The organism is Flavobacterium sp. LS1P28 (assembly GCF_003970335.1).
Classification (GTDB): Bacteria; Bacteroidota; Bacteroidia; order Flavobacteriales; family Flavobacteriaceae; genus Flavobacterium.
In genome coordinates, this window is sequence record NZ_RYDI01000008.1 from 72,373 (window position 1) to 94,921 (window position 22,549).

The window sequence follows — 22,549 nt, forward strand, 5'->3', positions numbered from 1 at the left end:
ATCCGACCCCTTTGGGGTCGAACCAATTTGGAGTATGTTTTTTTATAGACGTTCGACCCTTTCCGGGTCAAACAAAATAGTAAAAATTCAGAATAATTTGAAAGGTCTGAAATATGAGTAATCTCGAATTTGTAAAATTGAACACGGTTTGTACAAGAATAACCGATGGTTCACATTATAGTCCTAAAGGAATTACAGAAGGTTATCCAATGCTTTCTGTAAAAGATATGCTTCATCATGGCTTCTCTTATGACGCTTGTAAATATATTTCCGAAGAAGATTATAATGACATGTTAAAAAGTGATTGTGTTCCATTAGTTAATGACGTTTTAATTGCCAAAGATGGTAGTTATTTAAAGCATGTATTTGTAATTAAAGAAGAAAAGAAACAAGGAATATTATCTTCAATTGGTATATTACGACCAAACTTAAAAAAAATTAATCCTGAATATTTAAAATATTATTTACATTCTAATTCTGTAAAAGTAACTGTTGCAAAAAAATATGTTTCTGGAAGTGCGCTTCCAAGGATTATTTTGAAAAACTTTGGAGAAATTGATGTTATATATAAACCATTAATTGAACAACAAAAAATAGCCAAAGTCCTTTCTGATTTAGATTCTAAAATAGAACTCAATAACCGCATCAATACCGAGCTGGAAGCGATGGCAAAAACGCTGTATGACTATTGGTTTGTGCAGTTTGATTTTCCTGATGCCAATGGAAAAGCGTATAAAACTTCTGGCGGTAAAATGGTTTGGAATGAAGAGTTGAAAAGGGAAATTCCTGAGGGTTGGGAGATGAAAATTGTTGATGTTTTATTAGCTAAAGAAACGACAACTACAAAAATTCCTACTTCTGAAATTTTAGAAAAAGGATTAATTCCTGTTATAGACCAAAGTACAAATTATATAAAAGGATATACCAATGATAAAAGGTCAGTAATAACAACAGATAAAGCTAGAATTCTTTTTGGTGACCACACTAGAATATTAAAGTTAATTAATTTTGATTTTGCTCGTGGAGCTGATGGAACACAAGTTTTATTGTCAAAAAATGAAAAGATGCCACAACACTTATTTTTTCATTCTTTATTAAAAATAGATTTATCAAATTATGGTTATGCTAGACATTTTAAATTTTTAAAAGATGCTAAAATAATTATTCCAAGTAAAAAAACTGCTATTGAATTTGAAGAAATAGTTTCTGGTTTTTATAATAAAATAAAAAGCAATATTTTTCAAAATCAGGAACTCGCATCGCTTCGGGATTGGTTGTTGCCTATGTTGATGAATGGTCAAGTAAGTGTGGGTGAGGTTGAGGAAGAATTAGGAATGGTTGCGGAGGAAAGCCCACGTTATGGGAAATAAAAATCAATAGTTTGATACTAAAATTAAAAAAAGATGTCAAAACACGATGAAATAAAGCAAATGCCTTTGTACCAAAAGGCAGAGCAAATCCTAAAAATCATCATGGGATTAGTAGAAATTGTACCCAGAGAAAACGAGTTTCTGCAAGAAACGACCGTACGGTTTATGATGGAAAATGCGTTCCTGATTCCGGCCAAAATTGCTGGTGCTGCAGGGGTTGGTTTGTATGATATAAAAATGGAAAACGCCGCGATTATTCGTAAAGCTGCCAGAGAATTGTATGTGCAGGCAGGAAGTTTACGTTTTGAAGAAGATATTACTGATAAAGATTACATCGAATTATTAAGAAATACCATTGATGAATTCAGGTTATTGTTTATTGATTGGGTGGCGAGTTTTGATGTTTGGGATTATATCAAAGACAGTTGGGGATTATTTAATCCGCCGGGTGTCAATGCCCATGATAAAGATCCAGATGATGATATCCCATTTGATCCAAATGATTTTTTTGATGATATTTAGACGACATTACGGAAAACCGTAAAGGAGATAGTATTATAAACTGTAGGTTTGAACTTTCATGTTTAGGAATAAATAAATTATCCTGTTTAATTATTTGGATAAAATATAATTACTGACAGCAAACAAAATATACTTAATGAAACACTTTTACAAAATTCTATTTTTATTTATCCTTCTTTTTACTGCAATATATAGTGTTAACTCTCAGACAATTAACTTAATTAGATTTAATAATACAGCTAATTATACTGCTGGTTCAGGAGTTTCTGTAATCGTTAATCCAACAGGAATATTTCAATTGGATAATCAATTTATTTTAGAATTATCTAACGTTGGAGGGATTTTTCCGACTTCACCAACGATATTAACAACTTTAAATGAGTTTTATGCTCCTGTGATGAATGGTACACTTCCTGCTGGACTTCCTGCTGGAACTTATAAATTAAGGGTTAGAGCGACAACAGGTTTGGGGACAACACCAGAAACATATCCCACAGAAGAAACTTTATCATTTAATATTGTTCCAGGTAGTAGTGATATTCCTTCTGCTACTTCTGATTTAACAAATAATAGTTCTTTTTTTAATTGTACTTTAACCTGTTTAAAAACAACAAACATATTTGGTTCGTTGACACAAAGTTCAGGAGCTACTAGTAATATTTTGCCGAAAAAGAAGATTACAGTTTGCAATTATTTAAATACGGATAATTACAAAATAACCTTAATAGACGTAATTAATGGTACACAAACTCTCATTGCCTATAACATTGGAAATGGAGAAATAACGATCCCTGACAATTTAGCAATTGGAACGTATGTTTTTGAAATTGAAAAGAACAGTAAATCTGTGTATAGTTTGGTGTTTTTGTTTCACGGAAATGGTACAAGTTTAGGTAACTCTACAAGTGAAGTGGTTTGTGTAGGTGTAGATGTTTCATTTACTGTTGATGTAACAAATCAAGGAATTGGAAGAAATTACAGTGGTTCAAAATATAGGGTTGATTTTGGCGACAGTTCACCTGTATTGGAACTAACGCAGGCAGAATTAATGGCAAATCCAACCATAACTCATACATTTACGTCGGTATCATGTGCTAAGACTGATGGTAATTTTATTATAAAAGAAACTCTTTTAAATAAAGGCGTTTACAATGGTGGCGCTAATGCAAATTACTGTACTGAATTTTATAAAAATGGAAATGGTGTTGAGAAAAAAGTAAATGTAAGTTTAGCCCCAAAAGCAGAATTTCTTTTATCAACAAAGCAATGCATCAATCTAGACATTATTGCAACTAATAAAACAATGTTGGGGTCGTATGGGAGCAGTGGAACTTGTCTTGATAAAGCCACCTTTACATGGTATTACAAAAAACCCGGGGATGTGAGTTTTACGGAGGTTAAAATCTCTAGTTGGATTGATTCTTCGAATAATCTGAAAATTCCCAAAGCATTAATTACTATTCCAGGTTGTTGGGAAATAAAATTAACAGCAATAAATGACGATTTATGTCAGACTGTTTCTGAAGTTACTAAAACCATAAAAATAGAGATCTCACCAACAGCTACTTTCACGAATACACCAGAAACACCGATTTGTCCAAATACACAAATCCAATTTACAAATACTTCAAATGTAATTAATCTTAGTTGTCAAGAGCCAATCTATTTATGGACTGTTTCACCTTCTACTGGTTATCAATTTGTCAGTCCGTCTAATTCTGCTTCAAAAGACCCTGAAATAGTATTTACAGATCCTGGTATTTATACTGTGAAATTATCTGTTACAAATTCTTGTGGAACTGTTGTGTCGACACCAAAAATTATTGAAGTTTTAGGAAGCCCTACAGTAAGTTTTAGTCCTAACACAATATCAATATGCAATCAGGCACCACCCAATTATACAATCGATTTTAGTCAAGTCGGGACGAAGCCAAATTATAGTGTCGCTCCTTATGCTCCAACAAGTTTCTTATGGTCTATTTCCGGTAGTGGTGTCACTACATCGGATTACAGTTTTATCGGCGGGACAACGGCTAACAGTCAGTTCCCTAAAATAAACGTTACGACATTTAAAACGTATAATATCACTGTAGTCGTTAATGGAAATTGCGCAGGCTCAGGTCAAGCTACTTTTACTTTTACATTAAATAAATTCTCCAGTTTAATTGTTACAGATCCCTTAGCAGTTTGTTCTCCTGGGACTGTAGACATTACAGTACCAGCCATAACATTAGGTTCTGACAACGGATTAATTTATAGTTATTGGACAAACGCATCAGCAACAACAGCGATATCAGCACCATCTGCGATTACAGTTTCAGGTACATACTATATCAAAGCAACGAATACGAACGGTTGTTCTATAATTAAACCAGTAACAGTAGTTGTAAATGCTTTACCAGTTATAGGAGGGACATTGTCTACATGTATTGGTGCTAGCTCACAATTATCAGGTACAGCAACAGCATCCACAACTTCACCTTGGTCATCTTCAAATCCGGCTGTCGCTTCAATTAGCGATACTGGACTAGTTACTGCATTCACAAGCGGAACTACAATAATTACGTATACAAATTCTAATGGTTGCCAGAAAACAGAAACATTTACTGTGAGTATTAATCCAAGTATTATAACCCCACAAAACCAAACCATCTGTTCCTCTACCGCTTTTTCAATAGTTCCTTCAGACGGTGTGGGAAATATTGTCCCGGTTGGAACCACCTATTCATGGTCGGCTCCTGTGGTAACTGGAGGAATTACTGGAGGTGCAGCCTTAGTAAATCAAACAACTATAAAGGGTACATTAATTAATCCAACAAATGATGTTCAAACGGCTACATATACTATAACTCCTAAATCTGGAACTTGTACAGGGCCAACATTTACAGTAATAATTACTGTTAATCCTTCTCCAAAAGTCCAATTTTCGGGAGTAAATCAAACGCTGTGCTCTGGAAGTGACAGTTCACTAATAAGTTTATCAAGTCCTACTACCGGAAATGTTACCTTCAATTGGACGGCTACTATTCCTGCGGGAATTTCTGGCGCAACACCTTCGGGAACAGATACAATAGCAACTCAAACGCTGGTAAATTCAACCACAAATCCACTAACTGTAATTTATACTGCGACCGCTACTTTTAAAAATAATGCGGTTTCTTGTTCGGGGGTGCCTTTAGTTTATAAAATAACGGTAAGTCCTGCCATTATAACATCCAGTATTCCTTCTAATTTTAATGGATTTAATGTGAGTACTATTGGTGCAAGTGATGGAGCAATTAATGTTACCGTTACGGGAGGTTCGGGCGCTTATACTTATTTATGGTCAGGACCAAGCGGTTTTTCGGCTTCAAGTCAAGATATTTCACTTGTTCCAGCGGGCGCATACTCATTAACCATAAACGATGGACTTTGTAATCCTGTCATATTAAATTTTACCTTAACGGCACCATTAGCTTTGCTTATCCAGGAAGATACAGCAGCACAAATAAATGTTTTGTGTTTTGGTTATTTGACTGGAGCTATTAAAGTAGATGTTACACAACAATCTGTTGGACCTTATGATTATTTATTGACTTTGCAAGGAAGTGGAGCAATTAATAGTATTGTTGATTCAGCAGCTACTACTTATACTTTTACGGGTTTGGGGGTAGGCATTTATGATATTAAAATTACCGATGCAAATGGAAGTGTGAAGACAATTTCTGGAATAGTAATTACGCAGCCCGACGGTATAACAGCTTCTACAACGCAAACTAAAGTAAGTTGTGCTGGCAGTGCAACGGGTTCAGCAACGGTAACCGCAAGTGGTGGTGTAAGAACTTTAACCTATTCTTGGAATACGAATCCAATTCAAACCACGGCAACTGCGTCAGGTTTGAAAGCAGGAACTTATACCGTTACGATCACAGATGCCAATACTTGTTCGATACAAAAACAGGTTGTAATTACGGAACCAGATGCTATTGTCACTACCGTTACATCTCAAACTAATGTGTTGTGTTTTGGCAATAGTACGGGTTCTGCAACAGTCTCTGCCACTGGAGGCACAGGAGTTTTAAACTATTCATGGGACACAGTTCCAATTCAAACTACCGCAACAGCTATGGGATTAGTAGCAGGAACTTATAATGTTACCCTAACAGATGCCAATGGTTGTTCAAAAGTGCAAACAGTACTTATTACTCAGCCTTCTGCCGGATTGACCGCTATGATTTCGAATTCAACTAACGTGAGCTGTTTTGGAGGAAATAACGGAAATGCTACTGTCTTAGTTACTGGAGGGACTTCCCCTTATTCTTACTCTTGGAATACCAGCCCAATTCAAACCTCGGCAACAGCTATCGGGTTAACAGAAGGACTTTATAATGTAACGGTTACAGATGCGAATAGGTGTACTACTTCAACGGCTGTAACAATAACAGAACCAGCAGGAATGTCTGCAACTATAACCGCTCAAACGGATGTTTTATGTTCAGGAAATAGCACCGGTTCAGCAACTGTGACTGCTACTGGAGGCACAGCGCCTTTCAGTTATTCTTGGAACACAACACCAGTTCAAACTTCAGCTGTAGCAATAAATCTGACAATCGGCACGTATACAGCCACAATTACAGATGCTAAAGGTTGTACTACAGCAGCACAAGCCACGATCACAGAACCAAACGGAATTATAATTTCAATAGCCTCACAAACCAATGTAAATTGTTTCGAAAATAATACAGGTGCAGTTACCGTTTTAGCAAGTGGTGGAACGGGAATATTGACATACTCTTGGGATACAATTCCAGTACAGACTTCGTTAAATGCAACAGGATTAATTGCAGGAACTTATCATTTGACCGTTACAGATGCTAAGAATTGCTCGAAGGTTCAAACAGTAAATATTACGCAACCCGACGATATTGGTATAACTACTGATTTAGAAAAAGACATTACTTGTTTTAATGCTGCCAATGGTGAAATTAAAATCACAATCACTGGCGGTACATTAAATTACAATTATGCTTGGACGAAAGATGGAATTTCTTATGCAACCACCGATGATATATCCAATTTAAGTCCCGGAATATATAAAGTAACCGTATCGGACGCTAATAATTGCAACCCAAAAACTGCGACATTTACCATAACAGAACCACCTGTATTAGCGGTTAGCCTAATCAGTCAAACTAATATATTATGCTATGGAGAGTCTACAGGAGCGATACAGATTGCAGTAGTTGGAGGAACACCTACACTTTCGGGCTATAGCTTTGCTTGGACTGGACCTAACGGATTTACAAGTTCCAATAAAAATCTCACTGCTATTTCAGCTGGAACTTATAATGTACAGGTTACTGATAACTCAGGTTGTTCTAAAGTATTAAGTGTTACACTAACCCAACCAACTGCCATTGTTTTGTCAGCCACAACCACACCAATAATCTGTTATGGTTCTAATGATGCTTCTATACGTCTTGTTATAAATGGAGGTCTTGCACCCTATCGAATAGTGTGGAGTAATCTTGGCAGCGGCACGTTTCAGGATAATCTTACGGCTGGTGATTATCTAATCACCATTACAGATTCAAATAATTGTGTAAAAACACTGAATGTAAATATCCCCGAAGCCCCCATTTTTACGATCAATCCTGTAGTTAAAAACATTTCTTGTTTTGGTGCCCAAGATGGTAGTATAAATCTAAATATTATTGGAGGGATTGCTCCTGTAAAATTGGTTTGGGATGATAGTTCAGTAGCTGGAAATGTTAGAAACAATTTGAAACCAGGCTCTTACACCGTAACTATCGTGGATGGTAAGCCTTGCGCAATCAAAAAAACTTTTATAATATTAGAACCTCAACCTTTAATTTTATCCGCTAATACTACCAATGCCTTTGATTGTGACAATGCCAATAGTGGTACAATAAATCTTCTGGTTGCTGGAGGGACACCACCTTTTACGTATTCTTGGTCAAATGGATCTACAACTGAGGATTTAGTGAATATTCCAGCAGGAAATTATCTGGTTACAGTAACTGATAGCAGAGGCTGTTCAAAACAGGCGCAATATAGCATCAATCGACCGCCACCTATCGTTATTGGAGTGGCAACCAAAACAGAATTTGATTGTGAAACCAAATACGTTAAACAAAACTTTGTAGCCCAAGTTTCGGGTGGGGTTCCGCCTTACCAATTGTCTTGGTCCAATGGAACGGTCAGCGGTTCAAATAATGAAATAATGAATACCAGTCAAAACGGAACGGCAATATTATATGTAACTGATGCCTTGGGCTGTAAAGCAAATTACTCCTTCAATGTTAAATTGCAGTCTCTTGGAACACCATCATTTAATGTAACATCATATTCTTATTTAACGTATGGTAGTTATTCTATAATGGATCCAATACAGTTTACCAATACCGCTACTGGTGATTACATCAGTATGATTTGGGACTTTAGCGACGGTAGCTTTTCAACAGATCTAAATCCAGTACATACCTTCATAAATCCAAAAGAATATACGGTAACACAAACAGTTACTTATCCGTTTGGATGCATCTATGTACAAAAAATTAGTTTTATCGTTGAAAAGGGGTATGTGTTGGTTGTTCCCACTGCTTTTACACCCAACAACGATATTGTCAATGATACATTCAGACCTGTGGCGAAGACCTTAAAAAATGTTCGCCTGGATATTTATGACACCTGGGGTTCACTTATTTATTCAGAAACCGGAGACACATTGAAAGGGTGGGATGGTAAAATAAAAGGCCAGAATGCGGAGAATGGTAATTATTATTGTAAAGTTAGCGCAGAAACTTTTTATGGAACTATTGTCACTGAAAATCACCCTTTTGTAGTAATAAAATAATCAACAACAGAGAATGAAATTAAAATTTGCTTTGTATATCCTGTTAACTTCCATATTTATTACAGAAGTTAACGCACAAGATCCTGTTTTTACACACTATTATTTTGTCCCTGAAACGCAGAACGGCGCGTTTACAGGAACCGTAAACACGTTAAACACCGGAATTTTACACCGAACACAGTGGCCCGATGGAGTTAGAAGAGTGGATACTGATTATGCCTTTATCAATGGTTCCATTGGGAATTTATCAGAAGATTCCCGTCCGAATGATTCAAATCTTCAAAATATTGGAATCGGTATCACCGTACTAAATCAGTATGAGGCTTTTACAAACTATAATTACACTCAAATTAACGGTGTGTTTTCGCTAAATCTTGACTTAGATAATTTTTATTCCGGATTAAGAATGATTTTAGGAGTAGAAGGGGGTTATGGAACTAAAAATTTTAATTTCAAAAGCCTTTTGTTTGAAGATCAAATTAATAGTAACGATGGTAGTATTGGTGATGGTAGTTCAGATCCAAGTCTTATAGGTCTACAAAATAAAATAGATTTCTTAGATATTTCATCTGGTCTTTTACTTTATACCGATGATTTTTGGCTCGGAGCTTCAGTGAAGCATCTCAATACTCCCAATATTGCCTTCGACTCTCAAGGTAAGCTCCCTTTAGATATGAACATTACTCTTCAGAGTGGATATGCATTTAATCTGGACAGTAATCCCGCTTTATCATTTTTACCGAATGATTCCAAATTAGTACTTACATCAAATTTCATGAAACAAGGACAATATAATCGATTGGATTTTGGTAGTATTGTTCATTTTAATCCATTTATTCTGGGAGTCATTGCTGCAACAAATCCTATGATTAAAAGTAGTGAAAGCCATATACTTACTTCAGTAAATCTAATTGGTTCTATTAAAATATATAACTTCACTTTTGGATATTCCTACGATGTAAGTACATCAAAAATAAAAAATACCCAAGGAGTTCATGAGTTTTCGCTTACTTGGCAGATAGGTAGGGAATGTCATAGTTGTAATAATTATTTAGCAAGAAGACCCTGGGGTAGGAATTATGATGATTAACATTTTAAAAGAAAAAACAATCAAACGAATTAATCATACTACAATCTTCTGCAACAATTAAAATTCTGAAAATTTGGTTGAAAGAGACGCGGTACACATGAAAACTACATTGCATGTTTGCAGTGTCTGTATCATACTTAAAGAATTATCAGCTCAATTCATAAAATTCGTCACTTCGGTGCTCACTGGAGTAATCAGAGTGCGATGTTTTTTGAATTATTTCCAATAAAAAACCCTAACATAATGATGTTAGGGTTTTTGCTTTGGTAGCGAGACCGAGATTTGAACTCGGGACCTCAGGGTTATGAATCCTGCGCTCTAACCGACTGAGCTATCTCGCCATAATTAGGGAAAAACCTTCCCTGAATGCGGGTGCAAATATAAAAATAAAAATATTGGATGCAACTATATTTTTAATAAAAAAATATATTTTTAAAAACACTTTTTTTATGTAGTTATATTCTATATATTTCCGAAAAATTAAATGTAGGTCATGGATCAAAAAGTACGTTACGAAATCGAGTTTCCCATAAATTCTTCTCCACAATTATTGTATCAGTATATCTCTACTCCATCAGGTTTGTCTGAATGGTTTGCAGATAATGTAAACTCTCGTGGTGAATTTTTTACTTTTATTTGGAAGGATTCCGAAGAAAAAGCAAGGCTTGCCTCTAAGAAAGCAGGTGAGAAAGTAAAATTCAAGTGGGTCGACGAGAATAGTAAAGACACGGAGTACTTTTTTGAATTGCATATTTTAGTAGATGAACTCACTAAAGACGTTTCTTTAATGGTAGTAGATTTTGCTGAAAAAGACGAGGTAGACGAGGCCACATTACTGTGGGAAAATCAAATATCGGATCTTAAACATCTAATAGGATCTGTATAGTAAAATCATATTTTATGACTTATATTTGCCTTGAATAAAATTTAGGGCTTCTTTATGATTAATTTTAATGGAACTATTGTGTCTCAGGACACCAATGTATTGTTTCAAAACCGTGCTTTTCTATATGGTGACGGTGTTTTTGAAACAGTTAAAATAGTAAATAATACAATTCTTTTTCTAGAAGATCATTATTTCAGGTTAATGTCTTCTATGCGGGTGGTACGTATGGAAATCCCAATGAATTTCACCATGGAATACCTGGAGGAACAAATTCTCTCTTTAGTAAAAAAAACGGGTCTCTCTCTTTCCTCCCGAGCCAGAATTACAGTATATAGAAACGATGGCGGGTATTATTTGCCGCAAAATAATACGGTTTCTTTTTTGATTCATTCAATAGCGCTTGAGAACACTTTGTATTCAATTGAAAAGAAAGAATATGAAGTAGATTTATACAAAGACTTCTATATCACAAAACAATTGCTATCGTCGATCAAAACGACTAATAAAATTATCAATATAACAGGAAGTATTTTCGCTAATGAAAATGGCTTGGACAATTGCTTAGTACTTAATGATAGCAAGAATGTAGTAGAAGCATTGCAGGGGAATATCTTTATGCTAATGGGTGATAAATTGATTACGCCGCCGGTTTCTGAGGGGTGTTTAAACGGCGTTATGAGAAAACAGATTTTAAGTCTGGCTAAAAAAATAGAAACTTTAGAGGTTGTCGAGGAAGTGATCTCTCCGTTTGACCTGCAAAAAGCGGATGAATTATTTATAACGAACGTAATAAAAGGCATTCAACCCATAACGCGATACCGCAAAAAAATATTTACGACTCACGTATCGACTCAATTATTAGAAAAACTCAACGAAATAGTCCGAAATGCTTAATTTAGGTATGGATTTTCTGGAGCATTAGACCAGATTAGGTATTCGCCGCCTAATTCCATAATCTGTTCTTTCCAGAAATGAGTGGCTGATGTTCCAATTATTTTGTTTTCATAGCTGTTTGCCGTTATAATCCAGGAGTGACTTTCCATTTCGCTCTCTAGTTGGTTTTCATGCCAGCCGGTATATCCTAAAAAGAATCGGATATTGTCTTTGCTTATCTCTCCTTTATTGATGAGCTCTTTAGTTGCTTCAAAGTCACCACCCCAATATATTCCGTTAGATATTTCAATGCTATTTGGAATTAATTCAGGGATATTATGAATGAAATACAAGTTGTCTTGTTCTACTGGACCACCATTATAAATCTTAAATCGTGCCGCTATCTCCGGAATTAAATCGTGGATAGTGTACTTTAAAGGTTTATTAATTATGAACCCTACGGATCCTTCTTCATTATAATCAGCTAATAAAATTACCGATCTATTGAATGATAAATCCCCAATTATCTTAGGCTCTGCTATAAGCAAATATCCTTTTTTTATCTTATCTGTTATCATCGGATTAGATTTTTCATTAAATTTAGGTTTTTTATTTTAAGGGCGCCATATAAAATCGTTGAAACGTATAAAAAAACCTTCCAGATGGAAGGTTTTATTATATTTAGGAAGGATAAAAATTAGTTTACTGCACCTTCTAATTCTGCTCCAGCTTTAAATTTCACTACATTCTTAGCAGCGATTTGAATAGTTTTTCCTGTTTGAGGATTTCTACCGTCTCTTGCAGCTCTGGCAGATACTGACCATGATCCGAAACCTACTAAAGATACTCTTCCACCTTTTTTCAAAGTTCCGCCTACGTTACCTAAAAATGACTCTAAAGCTAATTTTGCTGCAGCTTTTGTAATTCCTGCATCAGCAGCGATAGCATCGATTAATTCTGATTTGTTCATAATAATTAGTTATTAATTGTTGGTTAAAAAAAATTGTTAATACACAAATTTAGTAGGAAATACGTTCCTTGCAAGCGTTTTGTGTTAATTTAGAGTATTTTGTTGATAACTTATTTTTTTTGTTGATAAAGTAAAGATTGTTTCTTGTTAAAGTGTATGAGGTGCCCTTTTTGTTGGTGTTAATAGACTTTTGCGTCAACAGAAAATACAATCCCGTTCAGAAATTCAGAAGTATTCATTTTCTTTTTGCCTGGAAACTGTAGAGTAAGTATTTGGATAAATCCTTTTTTTACAGCTACCCTCATTTCTTTTTTGGTGCAAATTAAACTCCCGACAGCATAATTATGTTCCTCAGTGATTATTTTGGCTTCGTATAGCTTTACATTCCACTCTTCACTCTTGTCGCCAAAGTAACTCCAAGCCGCTGGGTACGGACTCAAACCTCGGATCAGATTGTTTATTTCCTGCGCTGATTTTGTCCAGTCTATTTTGCAATTCTCTTTGTTGAGTTTGTAGGCTGTTTTGATATCGTTGGTGTCTTTTTGAATCACTGTCGATACACTTCCTTTTTCGATCAGCGCCAAAGTGTCAATAACGGCCTTGCTTCCTAATTCCATTAATCGGTCATGCAAATGTCCCGCATTTTCGGTTTCATCAATTGGAATTTCCGAACTTAAAATCATTGCGCCTGTATCAATTTTATCATCGATAAAAAAAGTGGTGATACCAGTTTTAGTTTCTCCATTAATGATTGCCCAGTTTATGGGTGCCGCGCCGCGATAATTCGGCAGGAGCGAAGCATGAAGATTAAAAGTGCCTAAAGAGGGCATTTCCCAAACTACTTTTGGCAGCATTCTAAACGCAACTACAGTTTGCAAATTAGCATTCAACGCTTTTAATTCAGCTAAAAAAGTTTCGTCTTTTAAGTTTAAAGGCTGCAATAAAGTTAGATTATTGGCTAGTGCGTATTCCTTTACTGCTGAGTATTTTAATTTTTGTCCGCGACCTGCAGGTTTGTCTGCAGCAGTAATGACACCTACGACTTCGTAGTTGTTTTTAAGTATCGTGTCTAATATTCCCACGGCAAATTCGGGCGTACCCATAAAAACTATTCGTAATTTTTTCATTATGATCGTAAAGTATATTTATTATTTGGTTTAACCAAAATTGTGTTGTTTTCTAGTAAATCCTGAAGTACAAAGATAACTTCGTCTGGACTATTTTTAGTTTTATTTTGAATGTCTCTTGAGTTTAAATCTTCTGCTTGTAATAACGCAATTATTTCTTTGGAAAGTACCGATACCTCTTTTTTCTTTATTTTTTTAGTAATGCAAAAGGAGCAAACGCCGCAATCAACGGTTGTTTTTTCGCCAAAATAATTTAGAATCAACTTATTTTTGCATACTTTTTTTTTACTTATATACTGAATTACGGATTGAAGCTGTTCTTTTTTTAACTGATTTTGATTTTCTAAATGCTTCGAAACTCGATTGATGGTTCTGTCATCTTCCCGAACTTCATTGAAAATTAATGTGGCGTCATTATTTTTCGAATGGTACTCTATAATTTTCTTTTCTTTTAATTTATGTAAAACAGCCTGAATTTCAGTTTCCTTATGGTTTGATTTTTTAGCAATCAGTTGCAGGTTGAATGCTGTTTGCATTTCGTAAATTCCCGGATACGTGCGCAAAATGGCTAAAATAATTTCCTCGTCATTTGGATTTAAACTCATATACCGAATCACTTCTTTGGAGGGAATAAGAAACTGCATGGTGATTTTTTCTGAAAATTCTTGAGACAGGCTAATAATTCCTTGTCGGTCCAGGAATTGCATTGCATGGTACGTTTTTAAGGTTGGGAATTCATATTTTAAACAAAAATGATGTAAATTGAAGGTAAACTGTTCATTGATTCCTTCTCCGTAAGCGATTTGAAAATAGTTGCAAAGCTTGACATACATGAGATTCAAAAACTTTTTATCAGGAAGAATAGTGATAAATTGGCTTTGAGCCTGAATGATGTCAGAGGGACTGGTTAATAAAACCGCAAAAGCTCTTTCTCCGTTTCTACCCGCACGTCCGGCTTCCTGATAATAATTTTCCATATTTTCCGGAAGCTGAATGTGAATGACCGTTTTTACATTGGCTTTGTCAATTCCCATTCCAAAAGCATTGGTTGCCACAATAACCTGTACATCCTCATTCATCCAGGACTCCATGTTTTTATCTTTTTCTTTGGACGAAAGTCCGCCGTGATAATACGTAGCTTTAAATCCTAATGAATTCAATTGAGAGGAAATATCCAGACACGATTTCCTGTTTCGTACATATATTATGGAAGGTTGTGGATTTTTCTTCAGGATTTGTTCGATTCGGAACAGTTTATCCTCGACCTCAAAAATCATATAAGCAATATTTTCTCTGGCAAATGATTTTTCAAAAATCTGTGGTTTATGTAGTCCCAGTTCTGCGATGATATCTTTTTTGACTCTTGGCGTTGCAGTAGCGGTCAAGGCTAAAAACGGGACTGTTGGAAAATGCTTTTTTAGTTCTGAAATTTTTAAATAAGCTGGTCGGAAATCATGTCCCCATTGGGAAACGCAATGCGCTTCATCGATTGTGATTAAATGGATGGGAAGATTTTTTATTCGTTCTAAAATCCAATCGGATTGAAGACGCTCTGGCGATAAATAAAGGAATTTGTAATTTCCGAATTGGCAATTGTCCAATAAATCAATCATTTCTTCGGATCGAATTCCGCCTGTCAGCGCTATGGCTTTGATGTTTCGCTGTTGCAAATTGGCGACTTGATCTTTCATGAGCGCTACCAATGGCGAGATAACCAGGCAAATGCCTTCTTTCATCATTGCCGGAATCTGGAAACAAATTGATTTTCCACCGCCGGTTGGCATCAATGCAAAAGTATCTTGACCACTTAAAACGGAATCGATGATTTCCTTTTGCAGTGACCTGAATTTGTTGTGCTTCCAATATTTTTGAAGAATAGCTTCTGCTTCTTGCATAGAGTATAGATTTCATTTCATTGAAAAACAGTCCAAAGCATAGATCCTAAACCTGCAGACTATCTGGAAATTTCATCTAAGATAAAAAGAATTCGGTTATCCATCGTATCTTTTGGAACTTCTATGAGTTTGTACCCATAATTTTCATAGGTTTCAGTGAGATGATTGTAGATGAGTTTCGCTTGTTCGAAGTTTTCATAACGTTCGTGGTCGCTGATATAAATTTCTTCCCAAGGTGGGAGTATGAATATTTTTGAGTAGGTGTGTTCGCGGCAAGCCGTATCAAAAGTAGCAGGATAACTATCGCCTATGTAATGCATATAGGCCAAAACATCCGGAATTCCTCTGTCTATAAATACAATATCGTGGATTTCTTTAGAAGCATTTTGAAATTGTTTTTTTCTTCCTTCAAGAAGCAATTCGCTGAATAACAGTGGTTTTTCTAGGAATAATTGCTCGATTCCTTGTTTTTTTGCTTCCAATGTTACTTCCCGGGAAATTTCGGGATAACAACAATGTCCCTGAGCTATCAATCCATCGATGATAGTAGTTTTACCGGTTCCTGGACCGCCAATGATAACTATAATTTCTTTCTGCACTTTTAAAAAATAAGGGGCAAATTTACTTAAACTTATTGGGATTTGAAAAAATCATTGCGGTTAAAGTGCGATTAGACAAAAAATCATATTTCAAAATTCATAATTCACGTTTGAAACCGTATATTTGCCTTTATTTTTAAATAAAAAATGGATAAGAAGACGGAAGAATTTTACGATAGATTAAAAGTAGAGTTGGATATGAGCAATACATGGCCAGCAGAATATTTATTTAAATTTATTGTGCCAACAGAAAGTGATAATGTAGAACGTGTTGAGTTGGCTTTTGATTGTATGGGAGCAGTTATCAAAACCACAAAATCCAAAACAGGCAAATTTACCAGTATATCTGTTGATGTGACTGTGAAAGATGCACAAGAAATAGTAGATAAATACCTAGAAGTCTCTACAATAAAAGGCATTGTTTCTCTTTAGATATAAAAAAATTGGGATGGGTGTTCGAATGATTCCACTATTCGAAAAAGAAAACACGTAAATCAAAAAAATATATACATTCAAATATGAATTCAAAATATAGTAAAGAAAATGCGAACGATGTAGTGCATCATTTGGAATACAATGCAGAGCGATCGCATTTGATTATTCCGGAGTACGGGCGTCATTTGCAAAAATTAATTGATCAGGCAACTAAAATTGAAGATGATGTAGAACGCAATAAAGCGGCAAAATACATTATTCAGGTCATGGGTAGCTTGAATCCGCATTTGCGTGATGTTCCTGATTTTCAGCACAAATTATGGGATCAAATTTTCATAATGTCTGATTTTAAACTAGTGGCGGATTCGCCCTACCCAACTCCATCTCGCGAAGTCTTGCAGCTGAAACCGGATGTGTTGAGTTATCCTCAGAATTTTCCTAAATACAGGTATTACGGCAACAACATAAAATACATGATTGACGTGGCCAATAAATGGGAAGATGGCGATATGAAAAGTGCCTTGGTGAAAGTAATTGCCAATCACATGAAAAAATCATATTTGAGTTGGAACAAAGACACAGTAAAAGATGATGTCATTTTTGAACATTTATTTGAACTCTCTGATGGCAAGTTGAATTTGATTCAAAGTTCAGAGGAATTATTAAATACCACTGATTTATTACGAACCAATAAGCGGGTTTCGAATAAAATATTGCCGGTAGGACAACCCAAAATTCTTAGCAATAAGAATACAAAAACAGGAAAACCAAATCCGATTCACAAGAACCAAAATAGGAAACCTTTGTAAGTCAGTTATAAATTGGAGTTATAAGTTTTGAATTTTGTTCTATTACTTTTAGCTCGTAACTTTTTAACTCATAACTAATAATTTATAACTCATAACTGTAAAAAATGGGAATTTTCAAAATAGAAGGTGGCATCAGTCTAAAAGGAGAAATCACGCCACAAGGGGCAAAAAATGAAGCGTTGCAAATTTTATGTGCCGTTCTTTTAACACCTGAAAAAGTAATTATCAATAATATTCCTGATATTATTGACATCAATAAACTAATTACGCTTCTAGGAAATTTAGGAGTAAAAATTCAAAAAAATGGATCAGGCTCGTATACTTTTCAAGCTGATGAAGTGAATATAGAGTATCTGGAAACCGAAGCATTCAAGAAAGAAGGCGGTTCTTTAAGAGGTTCTATTATGATTGTTGGGCCACTTTTGGCACGATTTGGAAAAGGATATATCCCAAAACCAGGTGGTGATAAAATAGGCCGCCGAAGATTGGATACGCATTTTGAAGGATTCATCAATCTGGGCGCTAAATTTCGTTACAACAGAGAAGATCATTTTTATGGCGTTGAAGCACCAAAAGGATTAAAAGGGGCCGATATGTTATTAGACGAAGCCTCCGTAACCGGAACCGCAAATATTGTTATGGCTGCCGTTTTGGCCAAAGGAAAAACAACAGTGTATAATGCAGCTTGTGAACCTTACTTGCAACAATTGTGTAAGATGTTGAACTCTATGGGAGCTAAAATAACTGGAGTTGGGTCTAACTTATTGACTATTGAAGGAGTTGAAAGTTTAGGTGGTTGCGAGCATAGAATTCTTCCAGATATGATTGAAATTGGGAGCTGGATTGGCCTGGCTGCAATGACAAAATCAGAGATTACAATAAAAAATGTCAGCTGGGACAACCTTGGTGTTATTCCTACGACCTTTAGAAAACTTGGAATTACGCTGGAACGTCGTGGCGATGATATATACATTCCTGCTCACGTAGATGGATATGAAGTAAAAACAGATATTGACGGTTCTATTTTGACAATTGCTGATGCACCTTGGCCCGGATTTACTCCGGATTTATTGAGTATTGTGCTTGTAGTTGCCACTCAGGCAAGAGGTGATGTTTTGATTCACCAAAAAATGTTTGAAAGCAGATTGTTCTTTGTGGATAAATTGATTGATATGGGAGCAAAAATTATGTTGTGCGATCCGCATAGAGCAGTTGTGATGGGGCATGATTTCAAATCGCAGCTCAAAGCCACCACAATGTCATCACCGGATATTCGTGCGGGAATTTCATTATTGATTGCTGCGCTTTCCGCAAAAGGAACGAGTACAATTCAAAACATTGAACAAATCGACAGAGGATACGAACGTATTGACGAACGATTGAGAGCTATTGGTGCAAATATTGTACGTGCATAAATAACATAAATCATAAAAATTTTCGTTTAAGTAAGCCAGAAAGAATTTAAATCTAAAATTTAATTCGGTTTACTTAAACGATTTTACTTTTATTTCATCTTTAAACAAAGCGCATGTCAAGCGAACAAACAGCGATCAAGGCGACTTATTTTAGCATTATAGGGAATACTTGCCTGGCTATTATTAAAGGGTTGGCCGGTTTTTTCGGAAATTCGTATGCACTAATTGCAGACGCAATTGAATCAACGACTGATATTTTTGCTTCTTTTTTGGTGTTGTTCGGAATTAAATATTCCAACAGGCCAGCGGATAAAAATCATCCGTACGGACATGGTAGAGCAGAACCTTTGATTACTTTTCTGGTGGTAGGTTTTTTGATTACTTCGGCCACAATTATTGCCTATGAAAGTATTGTAAATATTGGAACGCCACATCAATTACCAAAACCATGGACATTACTCGTTCTGGCTGCAATTATTATTTGGAAAGAATATTCGTTTCGACTGGTGATGAAAAGAAGCATTCAAACCAATAGTTCCTCACTACGAGCTGATGCTTGGCACCATCGAAGTGATGCCATAACTTCTGTGGCGGCATTTGTTGGAATTTCGATTGCCTTGATTTTAGGGGATGGTTACGAATCTGCGGATGATTGGGCTGCACTTTTTGCTTCGGGATTCATACTTTATAACAGTTACCTTATTTTTAGACCCGCTTTGGGCGAAATAATGGACGAACATTTATACGACGATTTAATAGCTCAAATCCGAATGGTTTCCATTCAGGTTGACGGAATTATCGATACCGAGAAATGTTTTATTCGAAAAGCCGGCATGCAATATCATGTAGATTTGCATGCTACTGTTGATTCAAATATTACCGTGAAAGAAGGACACGATCTGGCTCATAAACTAAAGGATACTTTGCTAGAGGAAATTCCGGAATTGGGACAGGTGTTGATTCATGTGGAACCAAATGATTAATATTGTGGTGTATGATAAAACTAAAAAAGGCACCAAAACTATTTTCGAGTGCCTTTTTTTAATTCGTTATGTTTTTGTCACATCGAGTGCAGTCGAGATGCCGTTATATTTTCCGACTGTACTGCAACTGACAAATAGATTCTTTTTTACTCCAATATATTCAAAAATTTGAGCCCAAATACTACGCCGTCTCCTTGAAATCCATTTTGGTACGAACGAACATAATCGATACGGAGCATTTTAAATTTACCAAAACCTAAATTGTCTAACCCAACTGTAATTTCAGTATAAGGTTTGTTGTTTGGCGTAGACAGCGCGTGAGCACCCAGTGTCAAAGTTGATTTTAGTTTGTTTAATAAAGGTATTTTATTCATGATATAGCCTTTGTCGTTGTATTCCGAATGGGCTTCAAAGTAGCTGTCATTCGTACTGTTAGAGTAATACGGCAGTAAGTTAAATACATTCAAATAGCGCGCTGACTGCCCAATGTGGGTTTGATTGCCATTAAAATGCTTGTAATCTATAAAAGCAATGTTATCTGCATTCAGAAACTTTCCCGCTTTTAGATTCAACCCTAAAACACCTTTATTTTTCAATGTCAAATCATACGTTAATCGGCTATTGAAATGGTCAAACTCATACTTCTTTTCATTAGCCGCAATTGCTTTTTCATAGCCTAAATAAAGAGTTGGATATTTTTCATTTCGGATGTTAAATTTTCCATCGGGACGGGAGGAATATTTGTTTCCAAAATTGATTTTTGCTAGCACATTAATTTTCGTCAAATGGTGTTTTTCAAAACCGGGAGTGGTGAAATCATTTGGCACCAACGGATTATTCGAAGTGTATAATTCGTCCTTGTTAAAAAAAGAAAAATCCGTATTGTTGAATACTGGTTTGCGTTGCTGGTATTCTATCTTTCCATTGAGATTCACGCCATTTGCAACATCTTGGCTGTAGCCAATTGCCGCTGATTCCAGATTATACAACTTCATAAAATTGTTCTTGAATGCTAGGGAACTGATTGTGTTTATTACTTTACTGATGGGTTCATTCGGATTAAATTGCTTTACAGAACTGCCCCCTGTCATATATAAAGTGGCATAATTCTGATTGTTGAACCGGTGGATAAATTGTCCAGTGACACGCAAACGATCTTCGGCAAAACCGTAATTGAGTTTTGTACTTATGGAAGTGTAGATTCCTTTACTTTCCTGATTTTTCCAGTTGGTGTATTTAAATCCCGAGTCAAAATTATATCCTTGTACCGTATTGAAACTCAATGAACCAAGATTTAATAATCCTTCATAACTAAAACTGTGTTTTTTGCTACTGTTTTTATAGGTGTAGCCGCTCAGTAGCTTCAAGATTTTGAACTTGTTCTCTTTTGTGTCTACTGAATCTAGGTATTTTTCGGAATTTCGGACCTTGTAAATGCTGTCTTTTCTAGCATAATCCATGCTTTCTTCACTTGTTAAGGGAATGGGCCTGTTGGTAGTCCAGAATAAGCTGTCTTTTTTATTGGCATTTATTTCGATTCTCGTAATTTCATTTGTAAATGTTTTGGGTGCAAAAGCATTTATGAATTCATAATTGCTATACACGTAATTGTATTTTCCGGTAAATTTTATCCCAAAAGCACCTGCTGTGATTTCGAGACTTTGGGTATTTTTGGCCCAGATTTTATTGCTGTTGTTGTAACTGAAATTTTGTTTTAAGGTCATCACATCCAGAAATTCTTCTTTTATTCGGTAGCCTTTTATATCCAGATCAACGGCGTAAATCGCCCAGGAGTCTTCCACTATATAAATGTACCCTTCAAAAACGGGTTCACTGTCGCGCTTTGCAATCACTTTTATTTTGTTGATCATGTTTGTATTCTCGTCAAAAAAAGTGCTTTCTAAGGTGTAATTATAGTAGTTGAACGCGTTGTTCGCTATTGGAGAAATCATTTGGACACTAAAATCGATGGTGTTGTCATAAAAATCGTAGAATGAAGATGTAGCCGTATTGTAGCTGTAGCCATTGTCTCTGCCACTTACTTTTGAGGCAGTAACTACTTCTTTTAAGTTATTGGGTTTCTCAAATGCTATTTTTGAAAACGTTTCAGATAAGGAAATAATTCCGGTTCCGGTAGAATCCAGTGCGCCATCAAGATCACCAATTTTTTGGCCTAATATTTTTTTTGGGGCATTTTTTAGTTTAAAAATACCGCGGGAATAAAAGTTAGCGTTGAATCGATTTGTTTTTTTGGTGTTTTGTTTTCTGCTGGCAATGGCACTTTTTATTATCGCTAAAGCCGGATTGTTTTTTTTGTTGATGATTACTTCGTTCAGCGAGAAACTTTCTTCGATCATTTTGATGTGCAACGAATAAGGGAGTTTGTCTGTTTGTATAACTACTTTCTGGGTTTTAAAACCTAAAAATTGAAAGACAACTGTTTGTTTTTCCTTTTTCTTTAAGTTGAATTCATAGTTTCCTTGCTCGTTTGAAGTGGTTCCATTATAGGTGTCCTCCTGAAAAATAGTCACAAAAGGCAAGGGATTTCCTTTTTCGTCCGAAACGGTTCCTTTAATTTGAGCAGTACTGACAAATGAAACTAATAAAAGCAGTAGAAAGTAGTATTTTTTCATGAAGGTTTTTTCTTTCACAAAAATAGAAGAAGTTACAAAAGAGCGTATTAATTATTTGTTAAAGATTTATCTAATGGCTTATTTTA

The 22,549-nt window shown here is 35.6% G+C and carries 16 protein-coding genes and 1 tRNA gene; 10 read left to right on the plus strand and 7 right to left on the minus strand.

The window, feature by feature from the left end; all coding sequences use genetic code 11:
• Positions 1–209 precede the first annotated feature (209 nt).
• From EKL97_RS08205 to EKL97_RS08220, 4 genes are all read left to right on the plus strand, one after another.
• Positions 210–1,370, plus strand: coding sequence for a restriction endonuclease subunit S (locus EKL97_RS08205; protein ID WP_158614921.1), 1,161 nt, complete (start codon positions 210–212; stop codon positions 1,368–1,370).
• 33 nt (positions 1,371–1,403) lie between these two features.
• Entirely contained in the window at positions 1,404–1,892 is a 489-nt protein-coding gene (locus tag EKL97_RS08210) for a hypothetical protein (protein ID WP_126568626.1), read from the plus strand.
• A gap of 136 nt (positions 1,893–2,028) precedes the next feature.
• Positions 2,029–8,748 carry a PKD-like domain-containing protein gene (locus EKL97_RS08215; protein ID WP_126568627.1) on the plus strand — a complete coding sequence of 2,240 codons (6,720 nt, stop codon included), beginning with the start codon at positions 2,029–2,031 and terminating at the stop codon, positions 8,746–8,748.
• A gap of 13 nt (positions 8,749–8,761) precedes the next feature.
• On the plus strand, positions 8,762–9,838 hold the full coding sequence (locus EKL97_RS08220; RefSeq protein ID WP_126555887.1) for a PorP/SprF family type IX secretion system membrane protein: 1,077 nt from the start codon (positions 8,762–8,764) through the stop codon (positions 9,836–9,838).
• A 264-nt stretch (positions 9,839–10,102) separates the two neighbouring features.
• On the opposite strand, the gene EKL97_RS08225 is transcribed toward EKL97_RS08220, so the two are convergent.
• Positions 10,103–10,179: transfer RNA gene (locus EKL97_RS08225), tRNA-Met, on the minus strand.
• Positions 10,180–10,331: 152 nt separating this feature from the next.
• Here EKL97_RS08225 and EKL97_RS08230 point away from each other — a divergent pair.
• On the plus strand, positions 10,332–10,724 hold the full coding sequence (locus tag EKL97_RS08230; protein ID WP_126463160.1) for an START-like domain-containing protein: 393 nt from the start codon (positions 10,332–10,334) through the stop codon (positions 10,722–10,724).
• Between the two features lie 54 nt (positions 10,725–10,778).
• Positions 10,779–11,618 (plus strand): aminotransferase class IV, encoded by an 840-nt coding sequence (locus EKL97_RS08235; RefSeq protein WP_126568628.1) that lies wholly within the window; start codon positions 10,779–10,781, stop codon positions 11,616–11,618.
• Here the strand turns inward: EKL97_RS08235 and EKL97_RS08240 are convergent.
• The 5 genes from EKL97_RS08240 to EKL97_RS08260 all read right to left on the minus strand — a co-directional run bounded on the left by EKL97_RS08240 (position 11,615) and on the right by EKL97_RS08260 (position 16,188).
• A complete protein-coding gene (locus EKL97_RS08240) occupies positions 11,615–12,175 on the minus strand; it encodes a YqgE/AlgH family protein (RefSeq protein WP_126568629.1) in 561 nt (186 codons plus the stop codon). The genes EKL97_RS08235 and EKL97_RS08240 overlap by 4 nt on opposite strands.
• Positions 12,176–12,294: 119 nt before the next feature.
• Positions 12,295–12,567: an HU family DNA-binding protein gene (locus EKL97_RS08245; protein ID WP_073017033.1), complete on the minus strand. Its 273-nt coding sequence runs from the start codon at positions 12,565–12,567 to the stop codon at positions 12,295–12,297.
• A 179-nt stretch (positions 12,568–12,746) separates the two neighbouring features.
• Entirely contained in the window at positions 12,747–13,694 is a 948-nt protein-coding gene (gene fmt / locus EKL97_RS08250) for a methionyl-tRNA formyltransferase (RefSeq protein WP_126568630.1), read from the minus strand.
• Positions 13,694–15,589 carry an ATP-dependent DNA helicase RecQ gene (locus EKL97_RS08255; protein ID WP_126568631.1) on the minus strand — a complete coding sequence of 632 codons (1,896 nt, stop codon included), beginning with the start codon at positions 15,587–15,589 and terminating at the stop codon, positions 13,694–13,696. Before EKL97_RS08255 ends, fmt begins: the two co-directional genes overlap by 1 nt.
• A 59-nt stretch (positions 15,590–15,648) precedes the next feature.
• Positions 15,649–16,188 carry an AAA family ATPase gene (locus EKL97_RS08260; protein WP_126463169.1) on the minus strand — a complete coding sequence of 180 codons (540 nt, stop codon included), beginning with the start codon at positions 16,186–16,188 and terminating at the stop codon, positions 15,649–15,651.
• Between the two features lie 147 nt (positions 16,189–16,335).
• Between EKL97_RS08260 and EKL97_RS08265 the strand changes: the two genes are divergently transcribed.
• The 4 genes from EKL97_RS08265 (at position 16,336) to EKL97_RS08280 (ending at position 19,830) form a co-directional block, all read left to right on the plus strand.
• Positions 16,336–16,620 carry a DUF493 family protein gene (locus EKL97_RS08265; protein ID WP_126463171.1) on the plus strand — a complete coding sequence of 95 codons (285 nt, stop codon included), beginning with the start codon at positions 16,336–16,338 and terminating at the stop codon, positions 16,618–16,620.
• An 86-nt stretch (positions 16,621–16,706) separates the two neighbouring features.
• The gene (locus EKL97_RS08270; protein ID WP_126463173.1) at positions 16,707–17,432 is read left to right on the plus strand and encodes a DUF4290 domain-containing protein; all 726 of its coding nucleotides are present in this window, start codon (positions 16,707–16,709) and stop codon (positions 17,430–17,432) included.
• A gap of 104 nt (positions 17,433–17,536) precedes the next feature.
• On the plus strand, positions 17,537–18,847 hold the full coding sequence (murA, locus tag EKL97_RS08275) for a UDP-N-acetylglucosamine 1-carboxyvinyltransferase (RefSeq protein WP_126463175.1): 1,311 nt from the start codon (positions 17,537–17,539) through the stop codon (positions 18,845–18,847).
• A gap of 113 nt (positions 18,848–18,960) precedes the next feature.
• Positions 18,961–19,830 carry a cation diffusion facilitator family transporter gene (locus EKL97_RS08280; RefSeq protein ID WP_126555878.1) on the plus strand — a complete coding sequence of 290 codons (870 nt, stop codon included), beginning with the start codon at positions 18,961–18,963 and terminating at the stop codon, positions 19,828–19,830.
• 146 nt (positions 19,831–19,976) lie between these two features.
• Here EKL97_RS08280 and EKL97_RS08285 read toward each other — a convergent pair whose 3' ends face one another.
• Positions 19,977–22,463 carry a DUF5686 and carboxypeptidase regulatory-like domain-containing protein gene (locus tag EKL97_RS08285; RefSeq protein ID WP_126568632.1) on the minus strand — a complete coding sequence of 829 codons (2,487 nt, stop codon included), beginning with the start codon at positions 22,461–22,463 and terminating at the stop codon, positions 19,977–19,979.
• Positions 22,464–22,549 lie beyond the last annotated feature (86 nt).

Bases quoted from the DNA above. Each gene is read 5' to 3' on its own strand.
- EKL97_RS08205 (WP_158614921.1), top strand. From the start codon at position 210: ATGCTTTCTGTAAAAGATATGCTTCATCATGGCTTCTCTTATGACGCT.
- EKL97_RS08210 (WP_126568626.1), top strand. From the start codon at position 1,404: ATGTCAAAACACGATGAAATAAAGCAAATGCCTTTGTACCAAAAGGCA.
- EKL97_RS08215 (WP_126568627.1), top strand. From the start codon at position 2,029: ATGAAACACTTTTACAAAATTCTATTTTTATTTATCCTTCTTTTTACT.
- EKL97_RS08220 (WP_126555887.1), top strand. From the start codon at position 8,762: ATGAAATTAAAATTTGCTTTGTATATCCTGTTAACTTCCATATTTATT.
- EKL97_RS08230 (WP_126463160.1), top strand. From the start codon at position 10,332: ATGGATCAAAAAGTACGTTACGAAATCGAGTTTCCCATAAATTCTTCT.
- EKL97_RS08235 (WP_126568628.1), top strand. From the start codon at position 10,779: ATGATTAATTTTAATGGAACTATTGTGTCTCAGGACACCAATGTATTG.
- EKL97_RS08240 (WP_126568629.1), bottom strand. From the start codon at position 12,175: ATGATAACAGATAAGATAAAAAAAGGATATTTGCTTATAGCAGAGCCT.
- EKL97_RS08245 (WP_073017033.1), bottom strand. From the start codon at position 12,567: ATGAACAAATCAGAATTAATCGATGCTATCGCTGCTGATGCAGGAATT.
- fmt (WP_126568630.1), bottom strand. From the start codon at position 13,694: ATGAAAAAATTACGAATAGTTTTTATGGGTACGCCCGAATTTGCCGTG.
- EKL97_RS08255 (WP_126568631.1), bottom strand. From the start codon at position 15,589: ATGCAAGAAGCAGAAGCTATTCTTCAAAAATATTGGAAGCACAACAAA.
- EKL97_RS08265 (WP_126463171.1), top strand. From the start codon at position 16,336: ATGGATAAGAAGACGGAAGAATTTTACGATAGATTAAAAGTAGAGTTG.
- EKL97_RS08270 (WP_126463173.1), top strand. From the start codon at position 16,707: ATGAATTCAAAATATAGTAAAGAAAATGCGAACGATGTAGTGCATCAT.
- murA (WP_126463175.1), top strand. From the start codon at position 17,537: ATGGGAATTTTCAAAATAGAAGGTGGCATCAGTCTAAAAGGAGAAATC.
- EKL97_RS08280 (WP_126555878.1), top strand. From the start codon at position 18,961: ATGTCAAGCGAACAAACAGCGATCAAGGCGACTTATTTTAGCATTATA.
- EKL97_RS08285 (WP_126568632.1), bottom strand. From the start codon at position 22,463: ATGAAAAAATACTACTTTCTACTGCTTTTATTAGTTTCATTTGTCAGT.